Origin of the sequence: Sulfitobacter sp. TBRI5 (assembly GCF_051013555.1) — a bacterium.
In the GTDB taxonomy this organism is placed as follows: domain Bacteria; phylum Pseudomonadota; class Alphaproteobacteria; order Rhodobacterales; family Rhodobacteraceae; genus JL08.
On record NZ_CP112884.1, the window covers coordinates 4,146,617 to 4,165,505 of the forward strand.

Sequence of the window (18,889 nt, forward strand, 5' to 3'; positions counted from 1 at the left end):
AGTGGCCACCTTGTGGTGCTGGTCGCGTCATTGAGGTCTCTTGGCATGTGAAGGGGCCTGCAGAACAAGCCCCTTCAATGTGTGGATGGTTACGCGTTACCCGTTTCTGGGCGTGTAGCTGCCGCTCGCCGGACGTGTTGTATGCTGCGATGCGGCCCGTCGAACCAGCCGCTCGCTGCATCTGCAAAACACGCACCTAACTGAACTCACAGAGTGCGGGCAAAACGGTAATTGTAGTTTTAAACGTATGAACTTTCGGATTGAGCCAAAATAGAGTGTTCAGCGAAGATGGCTGAATTTCTCCATAGTTGGTAGTTGCTCCAAATTCATCTGAGCAGAACACTGCTCAGACGCCTGATCATACATTTACCGATTGAGCTTACCCTTTTGGAGTGTACCAAATTGGTGAGGTGTAGGCGCGTTCCTGTTGCTCCAGCGGCGCCCCTTCTGGGACCTCAAGGCCGAATCTCACGACATCATACAAATACCATGGAGGTGTTGGAATTTCGAGAACGCGCGCATAGTAGAACGCCCGATCGTTCGCATCAAAATCCGGATCACTCCAGACAGTGACCAGTTCTGACGCACCGATTGTATTGGACCAAGTTGCGGTTGCAGGATCGACCGTACTGCCAACCGGGGGCAGTTTGCCGTTATCTGCGATCTCACGTGTACCGGACCAGACAACATCATAGACCTTTTCGTGGGTCTTGCCCTCTGCATCCAGCCAACCTTTGATGATTTGAACGCGATCAAGGTTTGCACCAATGGGATCACGAAGGGCTGCTACAAGAAAGCTGGGAGCCACGCCCGCCTCGGGGGGCGCTGTCAAATCAGCGCCCATGGGCACGCCCTTTTCATATCCAACAGCGGATACTTCCCGGCGCTTCAAATCTGCGTCGCTGAAATCATATCCCCCAAAGAAACGAACGGCCATGCGGGGGCCAGTTGTGCCATAGACTTCCTTGCGGTCCATGGCATCAAACAAAGAGGCACGCGTGTTTTCATGCGCCCAGACAGCGGTCAGGCCGGAGGCCACCTGTTGCCAACTGGCGAGTTTGCCGTTTTCGTTTTCCATGAAGGGGTGTGTCAGACGTTCGGCAGAGGGCTCATACCCTGCGTGTTTGCCAAAGAAGTTGTTCTCTTCGATCGCGGGCAAGGATGTGTGGGAATCCGTTGCGCCCGCCATGCCAAATTTGTAAGGGTTCGTGCCGAATTTTTCTTCCAGAACCATGCCGTTTTTGAGGGCTTCCCGCGCATATTCGTACTGGAGCATGTCTTCGGTCTTGGCCTCGGACAGATCAAGGTTACCCACATCCCATGTGCCGTAATCCGCAAATTCATCGTCTGGTGACAGGTAGGGGTGCGTTTCGCCATCGCCCTTGATCTGGGTGGCTTCATACATCCGTTCCCATTTGGCGCGCTGCTCGACATAGAATTTGTCGATGGGCTTGCCGGTGAACTGTGCATCCATCGGGAACATAATGCCGTTGGACAGGTTGCCATTGTGCGCGAATGTCATCGTCGAGCCATTGGTCTTGGCTTCGTATTCCTCAAGGTATTTGTACAAATCCAGAGGGTCATTGCTGCCCACGGGTGCCTGAGTTGTATAGGGGACAACCTGACGCGCCCGATCCGGGCCGTCGCGGAAGATAACGTTGCGGTGCAGGTTTGCCCCTTTTTCAAGAGACGTCCACTCGAACCCGATAAATGCAGTGAAGCGACCGGGTTCGTTGAATTCTTCCGCGGCATTGATCACATCATCCCAGATTGTTGCGTAGCGCCGCGCGCCGGGAGAATAGTTGGCAAACATTTCAGGGTCCATTTCACCCTGCGAAAAAGTTTGAATGAGGTTGAGAGTGGCTTCTACAGCTTCCTGACCTCCGGCGCCAAAACCTTCGGCCCAACGCGCACCCTGCTCATACTGAGTGACAATCGGCGCTTTGGCCAAAATGTCAGTGATCAATCCCATGCCATCTGAGTGGTCTGTGATCGCAAGCCAGTCCAGCGGGCGGCTGAGGCGAATGTCTTGCCCAGATGAGGCTGTGACCTGTTCTCCGCGCGCCACGCGGTAGGCCTCGCGCAAGCCCAACCGGTTACCAAAGCCACCAGCGTCCATTGAAAGGGCGGTGTGCAGATGGCTATCGCCCCACATCGGGCGTTCTGGAAAGTTACGATCAACATATGGGGAATAGGGCGTGCCCGCTGGAAAGAGCCCTTCAAGTTGCTCCTCATTTGCTTGGTATTCTTGTGCAAACACTGCGCCGCCGACAAGTATCGCTATGGCTGTTGAGCAGGTCAGAAAACGAATTCGCATGATCTTTTTTCCCCCAAGTTAGTAGTCGTTGCCAGCTTCCGCCGAAAAGCGGAATGCTGCGTGCTTAGATAAGTTTATCACGGTCTGGATTGAATTGAAAAGAAATGCAAGTCGGCTCAGATCGTGAACATTTCAGTTGGCCAGCTTAGTCAGACCGCCTGCTGGGGAAAATTATGGGGCGCCGGTGAGCAAAGTTATTTGGTGGTTTGCATTGAATACTCACTGCCGACCTTCGCTGCGTTTGCACGACAGAAAAAAACTGGTCGATGCCCTGAGCGTCCGCTTTCTTCGAGCTGCCCTTTCGATTTCGCACTTGCGGCGAAAGTCCGCAATCCGCCCTTAGTGCCAAATGCTGCGCTAGCAAGCCCTGAGATTTCGCGGTCGCGGCGAACGGCTGGAAGGTCCGCATCTCGGTTGTTGCTGCAGGCTGCAGCGAATGACCGGTTCAGGATCCAGGGGCCACAATCGCGGGGACAACTTCTTCCAACCAAGGTGCGGCCCAACCCACTCAAGCCTTCGCATCACCCCGCACGACCACGCCGCCTTCGGGTGTCTCTGACCGTTTCGATAGCGGTCGAACCTGCTTCAACTGCGGCGCAACCTATTTTCGGCAAGCACCTGAAAAGAAAACCATTTTTGAATGCGTCTCGATTTGGGTGAAGGGCGGGTGGAAAGAGACGCGGGGCGTTCGGAGACCGATTTTGGATCAATGGCCAGTCTCTGAAAGTCGGGTGGCGTCGCTAAACCCCTTTGAAACAAAAAGAAAAAAGGCCCACACTGGGGCCTCATCTCGGGTTCGCGAATGGTTTGTGGCGGAGGGCGTGGGATTCGAACCCACGGTACGCTCTCACGCACGCCGGTTTTCAAGACCGGTGCATTCGACCACTCTGCCAGCCCTCCTGACATGCCCTCGTAACGGGGCGGGTTTGATTCTGAAACCATAAAAATTTCCGCAAAAGACGGGGCTTTTTTGCCGACATGGGCGCAGATGGCTTTTCTTGCGACCGCGAGCGCGCTAGAGTCGGCGCAAACAGGCTGAAAAAGCCTGCTCTATCAGGACCGGACAACCGGCAGATCGCGGTACGTCAAGGCTTGGCGACCCGCGAAAACAGGCAAAGGGCGTGGAAATGGGCAGTGGTATACTCCAACGGACCAGTCAGGCGGCATTTATTGGTGTGCTGGTTTTGATCGTGGCGGGATGTGACGAAAACGGTCAGTTTTCGATGGGGGCGCTGAGCCCCGAAAACAACAGCAGCACCAGCGCAACCGAGGCGAGCGGCACAGGCACCGAACGCGATGTCGAAGCGCCCGATGTGTTTCAGGTGACCGAAGCCGGGCTTTGGGACGGGCGACCGTCGCTGGGCGGGGTCTGGGTGGCGCACCCTGATGTGGTTGATCCCGAACGGGTGATCATCCGCAACTCGGCGAATGACAAATTCGTCGTCGGGGCGCTGTTCCGGCGGGAACGCGATATTCCCGGGCCACGGCTGCAAATCTCGTCGGATGCGGCAGCGGCCCTTGGGATGCTGGCCGGCGCGCCGTCTGAATTGAATGTCACGGCATTGCGCCGTGAAACCGTGCCGGAAGAACCCGCCGTTGCCGTCGATGAAACGGCCACAGTTGACGCGCCTGACGCAATTTCGGAAACATCACTTGATCCGATCTCGGCGGCTGCCGCCGCCATAGAAGCGTCTGATCCTGCGGCTGTGGAAACCGCAGCGGCCGCACCCGCAGCGGCAACAGCCCCTGCCCCGACGCCAGCGCCGGTCAAGTCGTCGCTGGCCAAACCGTTCATCCAGATCGGTATTTTCAGCGTCGAAGCGAATGCCGACCGGACCGCAACCCAAATGCGCAGCGCAGGCATGGTGCCGACCGTCAAGGAACAGTCAACCAACGGAAAACCGTTCTGGCGGGTTCTGGTGGGGCCGGCCTCGACCAAGGGTGAATTGAACGAACTGCTGAAAAAGATCAAAGCTGAAGGATTTTCCGATGCTTACGCTGTTACGAACTAGCCGCTGGATCAAAACCGGCGCGATCCTTGCCGCACTGTTCCTGAGTGTCAGCGCCACTGGCGCGCAGGCCTTTGAAACGCGGGCGAGTGCTGCGTTTGTGATTGACCAGAAAACCAATACGGTTCTGCTCAGCAAAAACGCGGATATTCCGTTGCCGCCGGCGTCGATGTCCAAACTGATGACGCTTTACATGGCGTTCGAGGCGTTGCGCGAGGGGCGGTTGACGCTGGACGAGAAACTGCCCGTGTCGCAGCACGCGATGAGCTATGGCGGATCAACCATGTTTCTGGACACGACGGATCGTGTGTCTGTCGAGGATCTTTTGCGCGGCATCGTGGTGCTGTCGGGCAATGATGCCTGCGTGGTGATTGCAGAAGCGATCAGCCCCGATGGCACCGAAGCCGGATTTGCCCGTCTGATGACGCAGCGTGCGCAAAAACTGGGTATGACCAGTTCGACCTTCACCAACTCGAACGGATGGCCGCAGGTCGGGCATCTGATGTCGGTGCGCGATCTGGCCTTGCTAGCCGACCGCCTGATCGTCGATTTTCCGGAATTCTATCCGCTGTTCGCGGAAACCGAATTTGCGTTTGACGGGCGTGCGCCGGGCAATTCACGCAACCGCAATCCGTTGCTGAACCTCAATATCGGCGCCGACGGCCTTAAAACAGGCCATACCCAGGAAGCCGGGTACGGTTTGGTCGGATCGGCGGTGCAAGGTGACCGGCGGGTGATCTTTGTTCTGTCGGGGCTGGAGTCGGTTGCCCTGCGCGCACAGGAATCCGAAGCGATCGTAAACTGGTCATTCCGCCAGTTTGCCGAACGCACGCTGGCACCGGCAGGAACGCGTTTTGCGGTGGCCGATGTCTGGATGGGCGCACAACCAAATGTTGGGTTGGTGGCGGCCGAGGATGTATCGGTGCTGATGCCCATTCTGACCGGTAAAGAAGTATCTGGTGAAGTGGTCTATACCGGCCCGATCACCGCCCCGATCCAGCAGGGCCAGCCGATTGCCGAACTGGTGATCGCGCGCGAGGGGCTGCCGGATACACGGGTGCCGCTGGTGGCCGAAACGGCCGTGCCTCACGGTGGGTTTCTGTCGCGGGTCAGCACGGCGGGCCAGATTTTGCTGGGCCGCATCATCGAAAGCCCCGAGGGTGCAATGTGAGCGCCAAAGGCCGGTTTATTTCATTCGAAGGCATCGACGGGTCCGGTAAATCCACGCAAGCGCGCCTTTTGGCAGATCGCTTGCGCGCCGACGGCCACGATGTGATCCTGACCCGCGAACCAGGCGGGTCGCCCGGGGCCGAGGAAATTCGCGCACTGGTGTTGCAGGGCGATCCCGACAGGTGGTCGGCCGAAACGGAAATTCTGTTGTTCACCGCCGCGCGGCGCGACCATCTGGAACGCACGATCCTGCCCGCGCTGAAGGCCGGAACAACGGTGATCTGTGACCGTTTCGCCGATAGCACCCGCATGTATCAGGGCCTGTCTCGCGGCGATTTGCGCGCGATTGTCGACACGCTGCACGATCTGATGATCGGGGTTGAGCCCGACCTGACATTGCTGATCGACATGGATCCGGCCACCGGACTGGGCCGTGCGCTTGCGCGTGAAACAGCAGAAGAACGGTTTGAGGAGTTCGGGCAGGATTTGCAGGACCGGATGCGCGCCGGTTTTCTGGCACTTGCACAGGAATTTCCGCAACGGTTCCGCGTGATTGACGGCGCGCATGACATTGATGTCGTGGCCGATGCGGTCGCCCGCGCAACAGAAACCGTCTTTGCATGACGGATGATGTCTATCCTGAACCTGATCGCGTCGATGGCGCGCCGCATCCGCGCGATACCGTGCAACTGGTTGGTCAGGACAGCGCGCAATCGGAATTTCTGACTGCCTTTGGCAGCGACAGGCTGCATCATGGCTGGCTTCTGACCGGTCCGCGCGGGGTGGGCAAGGCGACGCTGGCATGGGCGATGGCGCGGTTCTTGCTGGCCACCCCTCTGACGGATGCGGATGACATGTTCGGCGCGCCGCCCGCGCCGACATCATTGCGCATTGACCCGGATCATCCGGTGGCCCGGCGCATGGCTGCGGGATCCGAACCGGGCCTGTTAGTGCTGCGCCGTCCCTATGATGAAAAGTCCAAAAAACTGCGCCAGCAGATCACCGTGGACGAAGTACGCCGCCTGAAATCGTTTTTTTCGATGTCCGCAACCGATGGCGGCCGCCGCGTTGTGATTGTGGATGCGGCAGATGAATTGAACACAAGCGCCGCCAACGCATTGCTGAAACTGCTGGAAGAACCGCCCGCGCGCACGACATTACTGCTGGTCAGCCATCAGCCAACGCGGCTGTTGCCCACGATCCGCTCGCGCTGTCGCGAAGTGCGGCTTGGCCCGCTCAGCGCACCCGACATGGCCGTGGCACTGGCGCAGGCCGGTGCGGATGCGAATGCATCGCCACAGGCGCTGGCCCAACTGTCCGGTGGCTCTGTTGGCGAGGCGATCCGCCTGCTTAATCTGGGTGGTGTCCAGATTTATACGGAACTGATGGCCCTGCTGGATACCCTGCCCCGTCTGGATCGCCCCCGCGCCCTGAAACTGGCCGAAGCTGCGGCCACGCGCGGGGCGGATGACAAGCTTGACCTGCTGATCACCCTGCTTGATCTGGCACTGGCACGATTGGCCCGCACAGGCGTCACCGGCCACCCGCCGCCCGAGGCGATTGCAAACGAAGCCGCGATCCTGTCGCGGCTGGCCCCCTCGGCGCAAAAGGGACGCGCATGGGCCAGCGCCGCGCAGGAAATCGGCGCACGTCTGCAACATGGGCGGGCGGTTAACCTTGACCCCGCCGCGCTGGTCCTAGATACGTTTTTCAAAATCCAGCACATTGCCGCGGGTTAGTCCCCGCACAGGGGTAAGATGACACAACCACCGTCGATTACCGACAGCCACTGCCACCTTGATTTTCCCGATTTTGACGCAGATCGCGGCGCATTTATTCAGAACGCGCTGGACGCGGGCGTTATGCGTATGGTGACGATCTGCACACGATTGCGCCAGGAACCCGGTGTGCGCGCCATCGCAGAAGCGCATGATCCGGTGTTTTACGCCGCGGGCACCCACCCGATGAGTGCCGCACAAGAACCGCTGGCAACGGCAGACGAATTGATCGCGCTGTCGGCACATCCGAAATTTGTCGGCATCGGGGAAACCGGGCTGGATTACCACTATACGGCCGACAGTGCGGACGTTCAGCGCGCCTCGCTGCGCATTCACATCGCGGCCGCGCGCGACACCGGCCTGCCGCTGATCATTCATGCACGCGATGCAGATGATGATATGGCGCGCATCCTGACCGAAGAATACCGCAACGGTGCCTTTTCCTGTGTGATGCACTGTTTTTCATCGGGCGCGGAACTGGCCCGCGCGGCGCTTGATCTGGGGTTCTATCTGTCGATGTCGGGCATTGCCGCCTTTCCCAAAAGCCATGATCTGCGCGCGATCTTTGCCGCCGCCCCGGTCGACCGCATTCTGGTGGAAACCGACGCGCCCTATCTTGCCCCGCCGCCCCATCGCGGCAAACGCAACGAACCCGCCTATGTTGCCCACACCGCGCGCGCGGGCGCTGCGGTGTTCGGAATGGACTACGCCGAATTCGCCGCACAGACCGAACGCAATTTCGACCGCCTGTTCTCCAAAGCGGCCCGATACAAGGCGGATGCCTGATGGCCGAGATGAAACTGACCATATTGGGATGCGGATCATCGGGCGGAGTACCACGGTTGGGCGGGCATTGGGGGGATTGCGATCCCACCAACCCCAAGAACCGCAGACAACGCTGTTCGCTGCTGGTAGAGCGGATCACGCCAAGCGGCACAACGCGCGTTCTGATCGACACCTCGCCCGATTTGCGGGCCCAATTACTAGCTGCGGATGTGGGGCAGCTTGACGGGGTGCTTTACACCCACAATCATGCCGATCACGTGCATGGCATAGATGATCTGCGCATGATCGTGTTCAACATGCGCGAACGCCTGAACGTCTGGGCCGATGGCCCGACCCAAGAGGCACTTTATGACCGGTTCAGCTATGCGTTCGTGCAGCCCAAAGGGTCGTCCTATCCGCCGATCCTGAACATGAACACCATCGATGGCGATGTGACCGTAACGGGCGCGGGCGGCGCGCTGACCTTTACGCCGTTCACCGTCAATCACGGGGCGATCGATTCACTGGGGTTTCGCATGGGCGATGTGGCCTATCTGCCGGATGCCGCCGAAATCCACGAGGAATCCTGGCCGGTTCTGGAAAATCTGGAGTGCTGGATCGTCGATGCCCTGCGCCGCGCGCCGCATCCGACCCACGCCCATCTGGACAGAACGCTGGAGTGGATCAGGCGCGTTGCCCCCAAACGGGCGGTCCTGACCAATATGCACAACGATCTGGACTATGACACGGTTGCGGCCGAAACCCCCGATCACATCATCCCCGCCTATGACGGCATGACCCTGACATTTGCCGATTGATATGGCACGCACACCGCGCCCCCCGCACCTGACGGAAGCGGATTATCCGACATGAATGCTCTGATCCAAGTCATCCTGCCGGTTTTTCTGGTAATCGGCGCCGGCTACGGTGCCACGCGCACCGGTTTTTTCAGCTTTGAAAACGTCAACGGGCTAATGCGGTTCAGCCAGAATTTCGCCATCCCGCTTTTGCTGTTCCGTGCCATTTCCACGCTTGATCTGGGCGCGTCTTTCGATCCGCGTCTGTTGATCAGTTTCTATGCCGGCGCGGCCATCTGTTTTGCTGCCGGTATAGCGGGTGCGCGGTTGCTGTTCGCCCGACCGTGGGAAGACTGCATCGTGATCGGGTTCTGTTGTCTGTTTTCCAATTCCGTGCTGTTGGGCCTGCCCATCATGGAACGCGCCTATGGGGCTGGCGCATTGCAGGGCAATTACGCCATCGTCGCGCTGCATTCACCGTTTTGCTACGGGCTGGGCATCACCGTCATGGAAATCACCCGCAACCGCGGGCAAAGCGGCTGGACCATGGCGCGCGCCACGTTGAAGGCCATGTTCCGCAATGCGCTGATCGCGGGAATTGCCCTTGGATTTGTGGTGAACCTTTCGGGCTTTACCCTGCCGGTGCCCCTGACCGATGGCATGGATCTGATGATCCGCGCGGCCCTGCCTGCGGCCCTGTTTGCGCTGGGGGGTGTTCTGGTTCAGTACAAGCCCGAAGGCGATCTGAAAACAATTGCGATGGTGTGCGTTTTCGCGTTGCTGCTGCATCCCACGCTGGTCTGGGGGTTTGGCACCGCCCTGTCGCTTCCTGCTGACGCGTTTCGATCGGGTGTTGTGACAGCGGCCATGGCACCGGGCTTTAATGCCTATATCTTCGCCAATATGTACGGCCGCGCCAAGCGCGTTGCTGCCTCGTCGGTTCTGATTTCAACCGGCGCGTCGATTTTCACTGTCTGGGTCTGGCTGGGGCTTTTGGGTGGCGCGTCTTAGGATTGTGATCGGCAGTATGAACACCAGCAAGACATGGCTCAGGTGATCGAACAGGTTGGAACTTGCGATATCCAGCAACCACAGCGCCTGCGCCACTATGACCACGCCCAGCAACACGATATGGCCGCGCCACAGCGCATAGCCCGACAGCAGCACCGCCACAATCGCCGCGCCCTGTCCGCCGTATCCGTACCTGTAGGGATCCCATTCGAATACGCCCGCCGAGGCCATCAGGAAAAACAGGTAAAGACCAAAGGCCGCCAGCATTTCCGCGATGCTGTAAGGTTTCGTTTGAAACCCCAGACCGTGCGCCGAATTCTGCAGAGCCAGGGCCGGCAATAAAACACCGTAAGGGGCCAGAAGTGCGGTAAACATACCCGTCAGAAAGCTGGAATAGCTGAGCAGAACAATAACCGCAGACAGCCCGTAGCCCAAGGCGGTCGCCCGCGCAGGCGACACCACCAACCCCAGAATGCGGCTGATGCACCAGCCGAATACCACCGCCGCCGCGCAAAGTTCATAGACCGCCGTCATTGCGCCACGGCCCAGCTTTGGGTGAAGACATGCGCACGTATGCCGGTCTTGCCATCCACCGAATAGGTCAGGACAATTCGCCCGTCCGGCAGGTAGCGCATCATCGGGTAGCGTACCGCCCCTGCCCCCTGTTCCAGTGTTTTGCCTTTCGTCCATGTCCGCCCGCCATCCGCTGACAGCGCCAGACGCATCGTATCCGTCAGCTGCGCGTGATCGTTAAAGGCCATCAGGATACGCCCGTCAGGCAGGCCCAGCGCCGCCACCGGAGAGTTGGGATTGGGCAGTGCCAAAGGCGCGGGCCTGCTCCAGCTTTGGCCGCCGTCGCTTGTCCACGCGGCCAGCAACCTGTCGCTGTCGCGATCGAAATTGCGCAGCAAGGCCACGGCGTTTTTGGCATCTTGCGATACGATCATGGGCTGGATGCTGGCAACACCGCCGGCCATCCGGCTTTTGCCGCGCACCCGTCCCGACGCGGTTACACGCGCCAGCGCGCCATAGGCATTGCCCAATTCGAAATAAACCGGCAACCCGTCGATACCATCGGCGAACTCCACCATGGGCGACTTGACCAGATAGGACCGGTTCAGAAGTGGCGACAGGTTCAGCTTGCGCGTGGAAACAGGCACACCGTTTTCCATGTCCACCGCGGCGACCGATGACATGGCCCAGCCGCCCACAGACACGATTGTCGCCAGAAAATCGCCCGGTCTGGCATGAAACTCGACGCTGTTGCCCAGCGTCAGTACCGTTTGCGGCGGCATCATCACCGAGGTAAGCGATTGGCGGCTGAACACCGGTGCCGGCGTGTCAGCCTGCCATCCGGCTGCTGTTTCGCGCAGACGCGTGCGGAAAATCTGCGTGTCGTTCGAAGATTCGCGCAATCCGTCAAACCAGATCAGATCAAACCCGTCTTCTGTCACGTCTATCGCCGGTGCGTGTGCGGTACCGACGGGTGAAGTGTAGTCAAAAACTATTTCAAAGGCGGGCGGGCGCGGATCAGGCGTGACATCAGGCAGCGCAAAGCGCCATTCAAGCGCCGGGCGCAAGACCAGCCCCAGCCCCGCAAGGGCGCAACACAAAACAAATAGCGCCAGCCTGCCCGTCATGCGCGGGCAAAAAGGGCCGCATTGCGCGGTCGCAGAACAATCAGAAACAACAGGATCGACAGGGCAAATTCGCTTAACTCCGCGCGCTTTCCGTCCGCGATCAGAACGGTTGCGATCAGCGCCAGAACAAAGCCCAGTGAATGATGCCATGCAGGGACAGGAATATAGAACCAGTCCACCAGAACGCGCAGCCGTTTGGAACGTGCATAGAAAAACGGCCCGATCAGAAAAAACAGCACCAGAAACAGCGTCAGCAACTGGCCGAATATGATCTTGTTGATTTTCGCCTCGCCCACCATCAGATTGTGCAGATTTGTTTCGGCCTGATCGTTGTTTTCCTGGAAAAACGCGTTTGATTCAAAGCCAAAGATGCGCTGTCCCCAGGACACTTCTTCGCCCGCACCAAAGATGAACAGAACGGTGGTAAAGACCATCATCGCGCTGAACCAGCCGGTCTTTGCGCCCCGACACACCAGCAAACGCCACAGGCTGATACCCGCCACGGCCAGCAGGAACCCTGCCGTTGCATATTCGATCACGCCGTCTTCGGGAACATACCAGTTTACATACATCACAGGATCATAGGCCGCGATCGCGACCCCGGCAGCCAGAACGCCGGCCAAAAGCACGTATAAACCGATTTCGAGTGCAGACAGGTCTTGCAAGGGTTTCTTCATAAAATCCGGCTTCCCCTGCAAGGATTGGTGCGGTCGAGAAACACCTATGAGGTGTAACGCACCGTATCACCGTGACACAATTCGCCTTGTTTATATCATTCTAGTAGCTTTTCATGTACCAGAATGTAACACAGCGCAACAACTAAGTGGTAGACATATTGGTAGACAAATGAAGCACAAGTTAAGCAAAACAATGGTCGAAAAGTTAGGTGATGGCAAGCACGGAGACGGCGAGGGTCTGTATTTTTTCGTACGTGGAAAGAGCAAATCTTGGTCGTTGCGTTTCACCGATGCTGACGGTCGTCGCCGTGAGAAATCGCTGGGGGTATATCCCGCCGTTAGTCTGGAAGAGGCCCGCAAGCGTCGTGATGCAGGACCGGGCAAGCTGTCGGGCGCGCGATCCCACACGATGCGCGCTTGGGTTGGTCGTTGGCTCAAGGCGAACCGCCACGATCTGAAAGACAGCGGGCGCGCTGGCCGCTGGCTGTCGCCTGTGAAGGTCCATGTGCTGCCCGCATTGGGGCGGCGTGACGTTCGTGAACTGACCTTTGAGGACATACACGCGGCATTTGACCCTATATGGCGCACCAAGACATCTGCCAGCGCGAAGGCCTTGGATCGGCTGGGCAAAGTGCTGCGCTATGCTGAAACAGAACTGCCTGAGATTGACGTGCGCATAGTTCCGCGTGTGCGGGCGCGGCTGGGCAATCAGCGCCACGTTGTGCAGAACATCCCGTCGATGCCGTGGGCCGAAGTGCCTGCGCTGTACGCGACCTTGGGCGACACCCCAACTGAACTGGCGCTGCGTTTATTGATCCTAACCGCGACCCGTTCGGCCCCGGTGCGTTTTGCGCATGTCGATCAATTCGATGGCGACGTGTGGACCATCCCGGCGGCGAACATGAAGAACAGCACCCAGTTTCGCGTGCCTCTGTCTGACGAAGCGATGCGGGTTGTTGAATTGGCGCGGCCCCTCGCGCGGGAGGGGTTCCTGTTCTGCGCCTATAAAGGCAAGCCCATCAGCGACGCGGCCATGGCCCACTATCTGGCGCGAGAAGGATACGAGGCCCGCCCGCATGGCTTTCGGTCCAGTTTCCGCACTTGGGCCGAAGAAACGCAAGAACCTTGGCACCTCGCAGAGACGGCGCTGGCGCACAAGATCGGCAGCAAGACGGAACGCTCCTACAATCGGTCAGACCTGCTTGAACAGCGCCGCGCCGTCATGGATCGATGGGCTGACCACGTCACAGCGAAATGCTTAGAAGCATAAAGGTCATTTTACGTCAGGTCATAATCGCCGTCGCTTGTATTGGGCAACTGTAGCCGCTCACCATCCGGCAGAAAGAGAATGTCCAGACAGTCGCGGGACACATCTGCGTGCTATCGAGAACGCAGTATGGGGAAAAAGTCGCACCCGCTCCCCCTATAAGAGACAAAAGCCTTCGCTTACACTCAATAGTGGTAGTGACGTATTGAGCAACAAGTTCTTCTGGGTAGGGGTAAGTGAACTGGCGGCTCCCACCGTCCATCCGTTCATGAATCTTGTGAGCGTCACTGCCACCACCTCTTAATTTGCGCAGCCATGGGCAAAAGTCGTAGGCAGATCAAGAATCTTTAAGTCGCAAGGGACTGCTGATGAATCTCAATGTGCTGCTAAGCACGGACGGCGCTGTCACACAAAGAGTTGCTTCGACTGGTGGTACGGAGAGTGAGCAAGCAACCCGTCCCTGATCGCGTCGCATAGCTCGTTCTCGGCGATTATCCGATCCGCAGAAACCTCACAGAAGACGCATTCTGCCTCGCGATACCCATAAGCTTCCGCGACTCCGCGAAAGTCTGCATCGTCAAGGTCACGCTTGTTGATGTTGCACGTGATGCAGAGCGCTTGAAAGTTGCTGAGGTCGTCTTGACCACCCTTGTTGCGCGGAATGATGTGATCGACATGCAGGGCTACCTCTTCCGCAGATGCGCCACATAGTTCGCAACGGTATTTGGCACGTTTCAGAACCTCGTAGCGGATCGACCCAGGGACATACCCCTTAGCGTTAGACCGATGCTGCCAGATGTTGCTGCCCCGGCGTTCAATATAGTCGGCGATCTTCTCTTCACATTCCGCGATCAAGCGGTTTTTGTCTTCTGCTCCAACCTCGCTAAAGTCCTTCAATCGATAGCCACAAACAATATCGACCAGACATGCCACTTGCCAGCGTCTCAGAATGCCTGTTGTTCTCAGACAGATCATGCCAATGTTGCTGCATGAAACCTGAACTTCGCACCCCCGCCGGCACCCCGATATCCAAATTTTGCTTTGGCACAATGCAGTGGGGCGGTAAGGCTGACGCCATTGATAGCCGCGCCATGTTTGATGCGTCACGGGAGGCGGGCATCAATTTCTTTGATACAGCCCATGGGTATACTGGCGGCAAGTCCGAAACCTTGCTTGGCGAATTTGCGGCCACAGATCGAGACAACCTGTTCATCGCCACGAAATGTGCGTCGACCGGCGACTGCAGTCCCGAAGCGATAACGAAGGATGTCGAAGAAAGCCTAACCCGTCTGAATATGGACCGCGTTGACATGCTGTATATGCATCGCTGGTCAGATGACGTTCCGCTCGAAGCGACATATGAGGTGTTGGCTAAAATGGTGGATGCAGGGCGCGTTGGTCACATCGGTGTTTCCAATTATGCGGCTTGGCAGGTGATGAAAGCGGCTCGGGTCGCGGCATCATTGGACCTTAAGATTGAGATGCTGCAACCCATGTACAGCTTGGTCAAACGTCAGGCCGAAGTTGAAATATTGCCTATGTGCGCATCAGAAGGCATCGCCGTTGTGCCATATTCTCCGCTTGGTGGCGGCCTTCTAACTGGCAAATACAGTGTCGGCGATGAGGGGCGACTGACGCATGACCAAATGTACAAGGCGCGCTATGGCCAAAGCTGGATGCATGCTGCTGCAAGCGCTCTTTCTGACGTTGCCAAAGAAATGGGCATTTCCGCCATTACTCTCGCCGTTGCCTGGGTCGCCCACAATCCCAATATCACGGCTCCAATTCTCAGCGCCAGCAAATCCAGCCAACTAAAACCTTCCCTCAACGCAATCGAATATCAGATGGATGATGCAACTTACGCGCGGCTTACCGCACTCACCCCAACACCACCCCCAGCAACAGATCGGTCCGAGGAGATCTGACCTGACGACGGACACTGGCCAAAGTCCGCTTTTAGAAATGTGCTGTAGCGCCGTCGAAATCGGTCAATGTCCGGTGAGGGCCGAATGCGCCAGCTGGCCTGAACGACACGAAGTTCTGCTATCTAGGCTGTTGGTGTTGATAGCATCGTCGACCTCGGGGTAACAATTCATCGCAGGCTTAAGAAATGTGAGCTTACTCGTACGAGCTAGAAGGTCTCCTATTTTCTCCTACCAAGCGTCAAATAGCATTGAATATCCCGATATTGCGTCACATGTGGTCGTGTCGGCAAATTCGGCTAATCTGGGCAAATCTGAATGACCAAAGGTTCCATAAATGCGACTGGCTACGTTCAACGTACAAAATCTAAGACTGCGCCAGAGGCAGGGGAACCTCGTTCTTGATGGCGCGATGGATCAGGATTTTGACGACCAGCCTCGATCGGTCGAACAGGATATTGCTGACCGGCACATGACTGCAAAGGTCATTGCGGAAGCAAAGGCCGATATTGTTGCTTTGCAGGAAGTATTCGATGCAGAGACCCTTGAGTTCTTTTACACGCACTTTCTGCTTCCGGCCGGGTCGCCTGCCTACCCCACCCGTATTTGTCTACCAGGAAATGACGGGCGCGGTCTCGACGTGGCGGTGCTCTCGAAAATGGAACCGCTAAGAGTCAAAAGCCACGCGGACCTCACTGGAGCGGACCTAGGGCTAATAGATTTACCTGAAGAGCTTCGGGATCATCCGCTTTTTCGCCGCGATTGCCTCGAATTGGACTTTAATACCTTCACATTGTTTGTCTGCCATTTCAAAGCGCCCTATCCGGATGAAGGTAAGGCGCAGATTGTGCGTGAGGCCGAGGCGCGCGCTGTAAGAACTATCGTCGAGAACCGCTTTCCAAAGCCTGAAACCGAACGCTGGATGATTGTAGGAGACTTTAATGAGTCGTCGATGGGCAACGAAAATAAAACGACGGCGCTCACACCGTTAAAGCAGGGCTTTTCAGAGGATATTCTGGATCGTCTGCCACTCGGCACAGATTGGACCTTCGAAGTGCCGGACACGTATATTCACTCACGACCAGACCGCATTTTTCTGTCCACACGATTGGCAAGGGAGTATCCGCAAACTGTTCCCCAGATCGTACGAACAGGAATGACCCGATACTTCTATGAACTCGGCTCTATGGCTGTTCATGACGAATTGAAAAATCATAGCCACGCCAGCGACCATGCCCTCGTCTACGCGGACTTTCCGCTTCTCTAATCAGCGAAACTTTTTTGCTCGCTCATAATCAGATTTCAGTAATTGTAGGGCTTCAACCTGCTTGCCACAGCATGGCTCCGCCCGAGTCAAGCTCCATTCTTTGACCGAGGTCATGGAACCTCTATAGCGCAGCATATAGGGATCAAATGGCCGTGTCCTCGCGCCAAACTACTAGGGGCTGTTGACGTTCACCTGATGTGAATGATTGTAGCGGCGATCGAGATGAATGCTTTGAAGCTGGGGTCTGTTTTGCACGAGCGCATAGCTATCCCTCTGTTTTCCTTCAGTTTGCCAAAGTAGTTTTCGATCAGGTGCCGCCATTTGTAGGTGTCTTTGTCGAACTCCGCCGGGAACTTACGGTTGGACTTCGGCGGAATGACCGGAGTGATGTCGCGATCCAGCAGGTCATTGCGCAGCCAAAGCGTTGCAGTCTTCTACAACGAACAGTCACTATCGCTTTTTTAAAAAGAAAGCGGCCCGCCGCTGCTTTGGGGAGAAATAGATGCGACGGGCCGTTCTTTTTTGCTGAGGCGGGGGGGCATCAGCATTCTAAGCGGTAGCATCACAATGCGCCTAAAAGATGGCTCCTTTTTGATTTTATCTGTCGAGTGGACTTGTGCATGATCGCCGTTGCCTACTAAAAAAAGCCTCCCGGTCTTGGTTGGGCATTCTCCACACATTGAACTCAAACCCTTGCCCAGAGGGGGCCCATACATGCGCACCAGCACCTCCCACCCGCTTCAAATAGCCGAAGTCCAGCCTTTCGACGGCGCGGTGCGCACCCGCCAGAAGACCGCTTCCAGAAACATGCGATTGTCCTTTGCAGTGACTCCGGCATCACTGACCTTACCCAGTAGATGCGGCTCAAGCCGCTGCCACAAAATGTCCGACACCGTAAACCGCTGCTCGTTCATTCAAACCTCCATTTTGGAAGTTTGATGATGTGGACGCCGCTGCCACCGCAGTGCCTAGAATGGTACTGCAAGTGAGTGCAGCAAAAAAAGGAGCGTACCAAATGCACATCAAAACATTCGGCCTTGATCTGGCGAAAAGCGTCTTTCAGGCTCACGGCATCGACGAAGCGGGCGATGCGGTTCTGGTCAAGAAGCTTCACCGCAAGCAGATGATCCCCTTCTTCTCGAAATTACCGCCCTGTCTGATCGGTGTGGAGGCGTGTGCCACAGCACATCATTGGGCGCGCACGTTGAGTGCGATGGGACATGACGTTCGGATCATGCCACCTTCATACGTCAAAGGGTACGTGAAGCGTGGAAAAAGCGATGCGATTGATGCCGAGGCAATCTGTGAGGCAGTGGGGCGGCCCACGATGCGGTTTGTCCCTATGAAGACGGTCGAACAGCAAAGCATTCTGATGGCACATAGAACCCGGGCGCTGATCGTGCGCCAGAGAACCATGGCTGCGAATGCGCTGCGGGCACACTTGGCGGAGTTTGGGCTGGTCGCAAATCCCGGCATCGCAAATCTTGTGAAGGTGGCTGATAAAGCTTTTGCAGATGCAACACTACCACCTTACGCCCACAGAGCCCTTGAAATCCGGATCCGGCGCATGGCTGAGTTGACCGACGAGATCTGTGCACTCGACCAAGAACTGAAGGCCTGGCACGCCAGCAACGAAGCAAGCCGAAGACTTGCAGCTATCCCTGGTATCGGCGTGATCACAGCAACCGCCATCGCCGCCACCGTGACTGACCCCGATCAGTTCAGCTCGGGAAGGCAATTTGCGGCTTGGCTCGGGCTGACCCCAAAACAGCACTCAACAGGCGGCAAAACCCGTTTGGGCGGCATCTCGAAACAAGGCGATCGATATCTGCGAAGATTGCTTGTTGTCGGGGCGACCGCAGTGATGCGGCACGCGAAGCGCAATCCGACACCCATGACAGACTGGGTCAATAATTTGCTGGAGAAAAAGCCCTTCCGGCTTGTATCTGTGGCTCTTGCAAACAAACTGGCGCGCATCGCATGGGCGGTACTCACCCGAGGAGAAACCTATAGACCTTTTGGGCTTGCCGCCTAATTGCGCAGCCCGATCCGAATTGGCAAAGGCAGTCAATGATGCGTAACGATCGAGCCAACGGCGAGACAAACCCGTCTGATTCACCGCGCCTCACAAGCGCGCCAGGTTGATTAGGGACCTCTCCAGCGGATTTCCATCAAGGCCAGCAGATCGTTTCAAGCTGCACAAACAGGCCGGACATATGAAAGCAACCGATCACCGCAACAGGACAAAATCAACCCTTGCCAAAGGCGG

17 protein-coding genes and 1 tRNA gene are annotated in these 18,889 nt (G+C 57.3%); 11 read left to right on the plus strand and 7 right to left on the minus strand.

Features of this window, described 5'->3' with window-relative positions; translation table 11 throughout:
- Positions 1-379: 379 nt before the first annotated feature.
- A complete protein-coding gene (locus OLX72_RS20525; RefSeq protein WP_114869158.1) occupies positions 380-2,317 on the minus strand; it encodes a DUF3604 domain-containing protein in 1,938 nt (645 codons plus the stop codon).
- Positions 2,318-3,127: 810 nt separating this feature from the next.
- Positions 3,128-3,217, minus strand: a tRNA-Ser gene (locus OLX72_RS20530).
- A 227-nt stretch (positions 3,218-3,444) separates the two neighbouring features.
- Between OLX72_RS20530 and OLX72_RS20535 the strand changes: the two genes are divergently transcribed.
- From OLX72_RS20535 to OLX72_RS20565, 7 genes are read left to right on the plus strand one after another with little or no spacing between them, the layout of a single operon-like run.
- Positions 3,445-4,329: an SPOR domain-containing protein gene (locus tag OLX72_RS20535; RefSeq protein ID WP_114870458.1), complete on the plus strand. Its 885-nt coding sequence runs from the start codon at positions 3,445-3,447 to the stop codon at positions 4,327-4,329.
- Complete coding sequence (locus OLX72_RS20540) at positions 4,307-5,497, plus strand: D-alanyl-D-alanine carboxypeptidase family protein (protein WP_114870459.1); 1,191 nt, start codon at positions 4,307-4,309, stop codon at positions 5,495-5,497. The genes OLX72_RS20535 and OLX72_RS20540 overlap by 23 nt, the downstream gene beginning before the upstream one ends.
- Positions 5,494-6,120: a dTMP kinase gene (gene tmk, locus OLX72_RS20545; protein ID WP_114870460.1), complete on the plus strand. Its 627-nt coding sequence runs from the start codon at positions 5,494-5,496 to the stop codon at positions 6,118-6,120. Before OLX72_RS20540 ends, tmk begins: the two co-directional genes overlap by 4 nt.
- Positions 6,117-7,235 carry a DNA polymerase III subunit delta' gene (locus OLX72_RS20550; RefSeq protein WP_114870461.1) on the plus strand — a complete coding sequence of 373 codons (1,119 nt, stop codon included), beginning with the start codon at positions 6,117-6,119 and terminating at the stop codon, positions 7,233-7,235. Before tmk ends, OLX72_RS20550 begins: the two co-directional genes overlap by 4 nt.
- An 18-nt stretch (positions 7,236-7,253) precedes the next feature.
- A complete protein-coding gene (locus tag OLX72_RS20555) occupies positions 7,254-8,060 on the plus strand; it encodes a TatD family hydrolase (RefSeq protein ID WP_114870462.1) in 807 nt (268 codons plus the stop codon).
- Positions 8,060-8,857: an MBL fold metallo-hydrolase gene (locus OLX72_RS20560; protein ID WP_114870463.1), complete on the plus strand. Its 798-nt coding sequence runs from the start codon at positions 8,060-8,062 to the stop codon at positions 8,855-8,857. The genes OLX72_RS20555 and OLX72_RS20560 overlap by 1 nt, the downstream gene beginning before the upstream one ends.
- A gap of 51 nt (positions 8,858-8,908) precedes the next feature.
- The gene (locus OLX72_RS20565) at positions 8,909-9,847 is read left to right on the plus strand and encodes an AEC family transporter (protein ID WP_114870464.1); all 939 of its coding nucleotides are present in this window, start codon (positions 8,909-8,911) and stop codon (positions 9,845-9,847) included.
- On the opposite strand, the gene OLX72_RS20570 is transcribed toward OLX72_RS20565, so the two are convergent.
- Genes OLX72_RS20570 through OLX72_RS20580 form a run of 3 tightly spaced genes read right to left on the minus strand, consistent with a single transcriptional unit; the run spans position 9,785 to position 12,164 of the window.
- A complete protein-coding gene (locus OLX72_RS20570; protein ID WP_433989485.1) occupies positions 9,785-10,381 on the minus strand; it encodes a hypothetical protein in 597 nt (198 codons plus the stop codon). The genes OLX72_RS20565 and OLX72_RS20570 overlap by 63 nt on opposite strands.
- The gene (locus OLX72_RS20575; RefSeq protein ID WP_162798053.1) at positions 10,378-11,487 is read right to left on the minus strand and encodes an exo-alpha-sialidase; all 1,110 of its coding nucleotides are present in this window, start codon (positions 11,485-11,487) and stop codon (positions 10,378-10,380) included. The genes OLX72_RS20570 and OLX72_RS20575 overlap by 4 nt, the downstream gene beginning before the upstream one ends.
- On the minus strand, positions 11,484-12,164 hold the full coding sequence (locus OLX72_RS20580; protein WP_433989486.1) for a hypothetical protein: 681 nt from the start codon (positions 12,162-12,164) through the stop codon (positions 11,484-11,486). Before OLX72_RS20580 ends, OLX72_RS20575 begins: the two co-directional genes overlap by 4 nt.
- Positions 12,165-12,357: 193 nt before the next feature.
- On the opposite strand from OLX72_RS20580, the gene OLX72_RS20585 reads away from it, so the two are divergent.
- Complete coding sequence (locus tag OLX72_RS20585; RefSeq protein ID WP_162798055.1) at positions 12,358-13,434, plus strand: tyrosine-type recombinase/integrase; 1,077 nt, start codon at positions 12,358-12,360, stop codon at positions 13,432-13,434.
- A gap of 402 nt (positions 13,435-13,836) precedes the next feature.
- On the opposite strand, the gene OLX72_RS20590 is transcribed toward OLX72_RS20585, so the two are convergent.
- Positions 13,837-14,406, minus strand: a complete 570-nt coding sequence (locus OLX72_RS20590; protein WP_114870468.1) for an HNH endonuclease — start codon at positions 14,404-14,406, stop codon at positions 13,837-13,839.
- A gap of 14 nt (positions 14,407-14,420) precedes the next feature.
- Here OLX72_RS20590 and OLX72_RS20595 point away from each other — a divergent pair, with 14 nt between their 5' ends.
- Both OLX72_RS20595 and OLX72_RS20600 read left to right on the plus strand, forming a co-directional pair.
- A complete protein-coding gene (locus tag OLX72_RS20595) occupies positions 14,421-15,356 on the plus strand; it encodes an aldo/keto reductase (RefSeq protein WP_114870469.1) in 936 nt (311 codons plus the stop codon).
- Positions 15,357-15,690: 334 nt separating this feature from the next.
- The gene (locus OLX72_RS20600) at positions 15,691-16,620 is read left to right on the plus strand and encodes an endonuclease/exonuclease/phosphatase family protein (protein ID WP_433989487.1); all 930 of its coding nucleotides are present in this window, start codon (positions 15,691-15,693) and stop codon (positions 16,618-16,620) included.
- A gap of 740 nt (positions 16,621-17,360) precedes the next feature.
- Here the strand turns inward: OLX72_RS20600 and OLX72_RS20605 are convergent.
- Positions 17,361-17,534, minus strand: a complete 174-nt coding sequence (locus tag OLX72_RS20605) for a hypothetical protein (RefSeq protein ID WP_433989488.1) — start codon at positions 17,532-17,534, stop codon at positions 17,361-17,363.
- 101 nt (positions 17,535-17,635) lie between these two features.
- Between OLX72_RS20605 and OLX72_RS20610 the strand changes: the two genes are divergently transcribed.
- Positions 17,636-18,655 (plus strand): IS110 family transposase, encoded by a 1,020-nt coding sequence (locus OLX72_RS20610; RefSeq protein WP_433989489.1) that lies wholly within the window; start codon positions 17,636-17,638, stop codon positions 18,653-18,655.
- Positions 18,656-18,889: the final 234 nt, after the last annotated feature.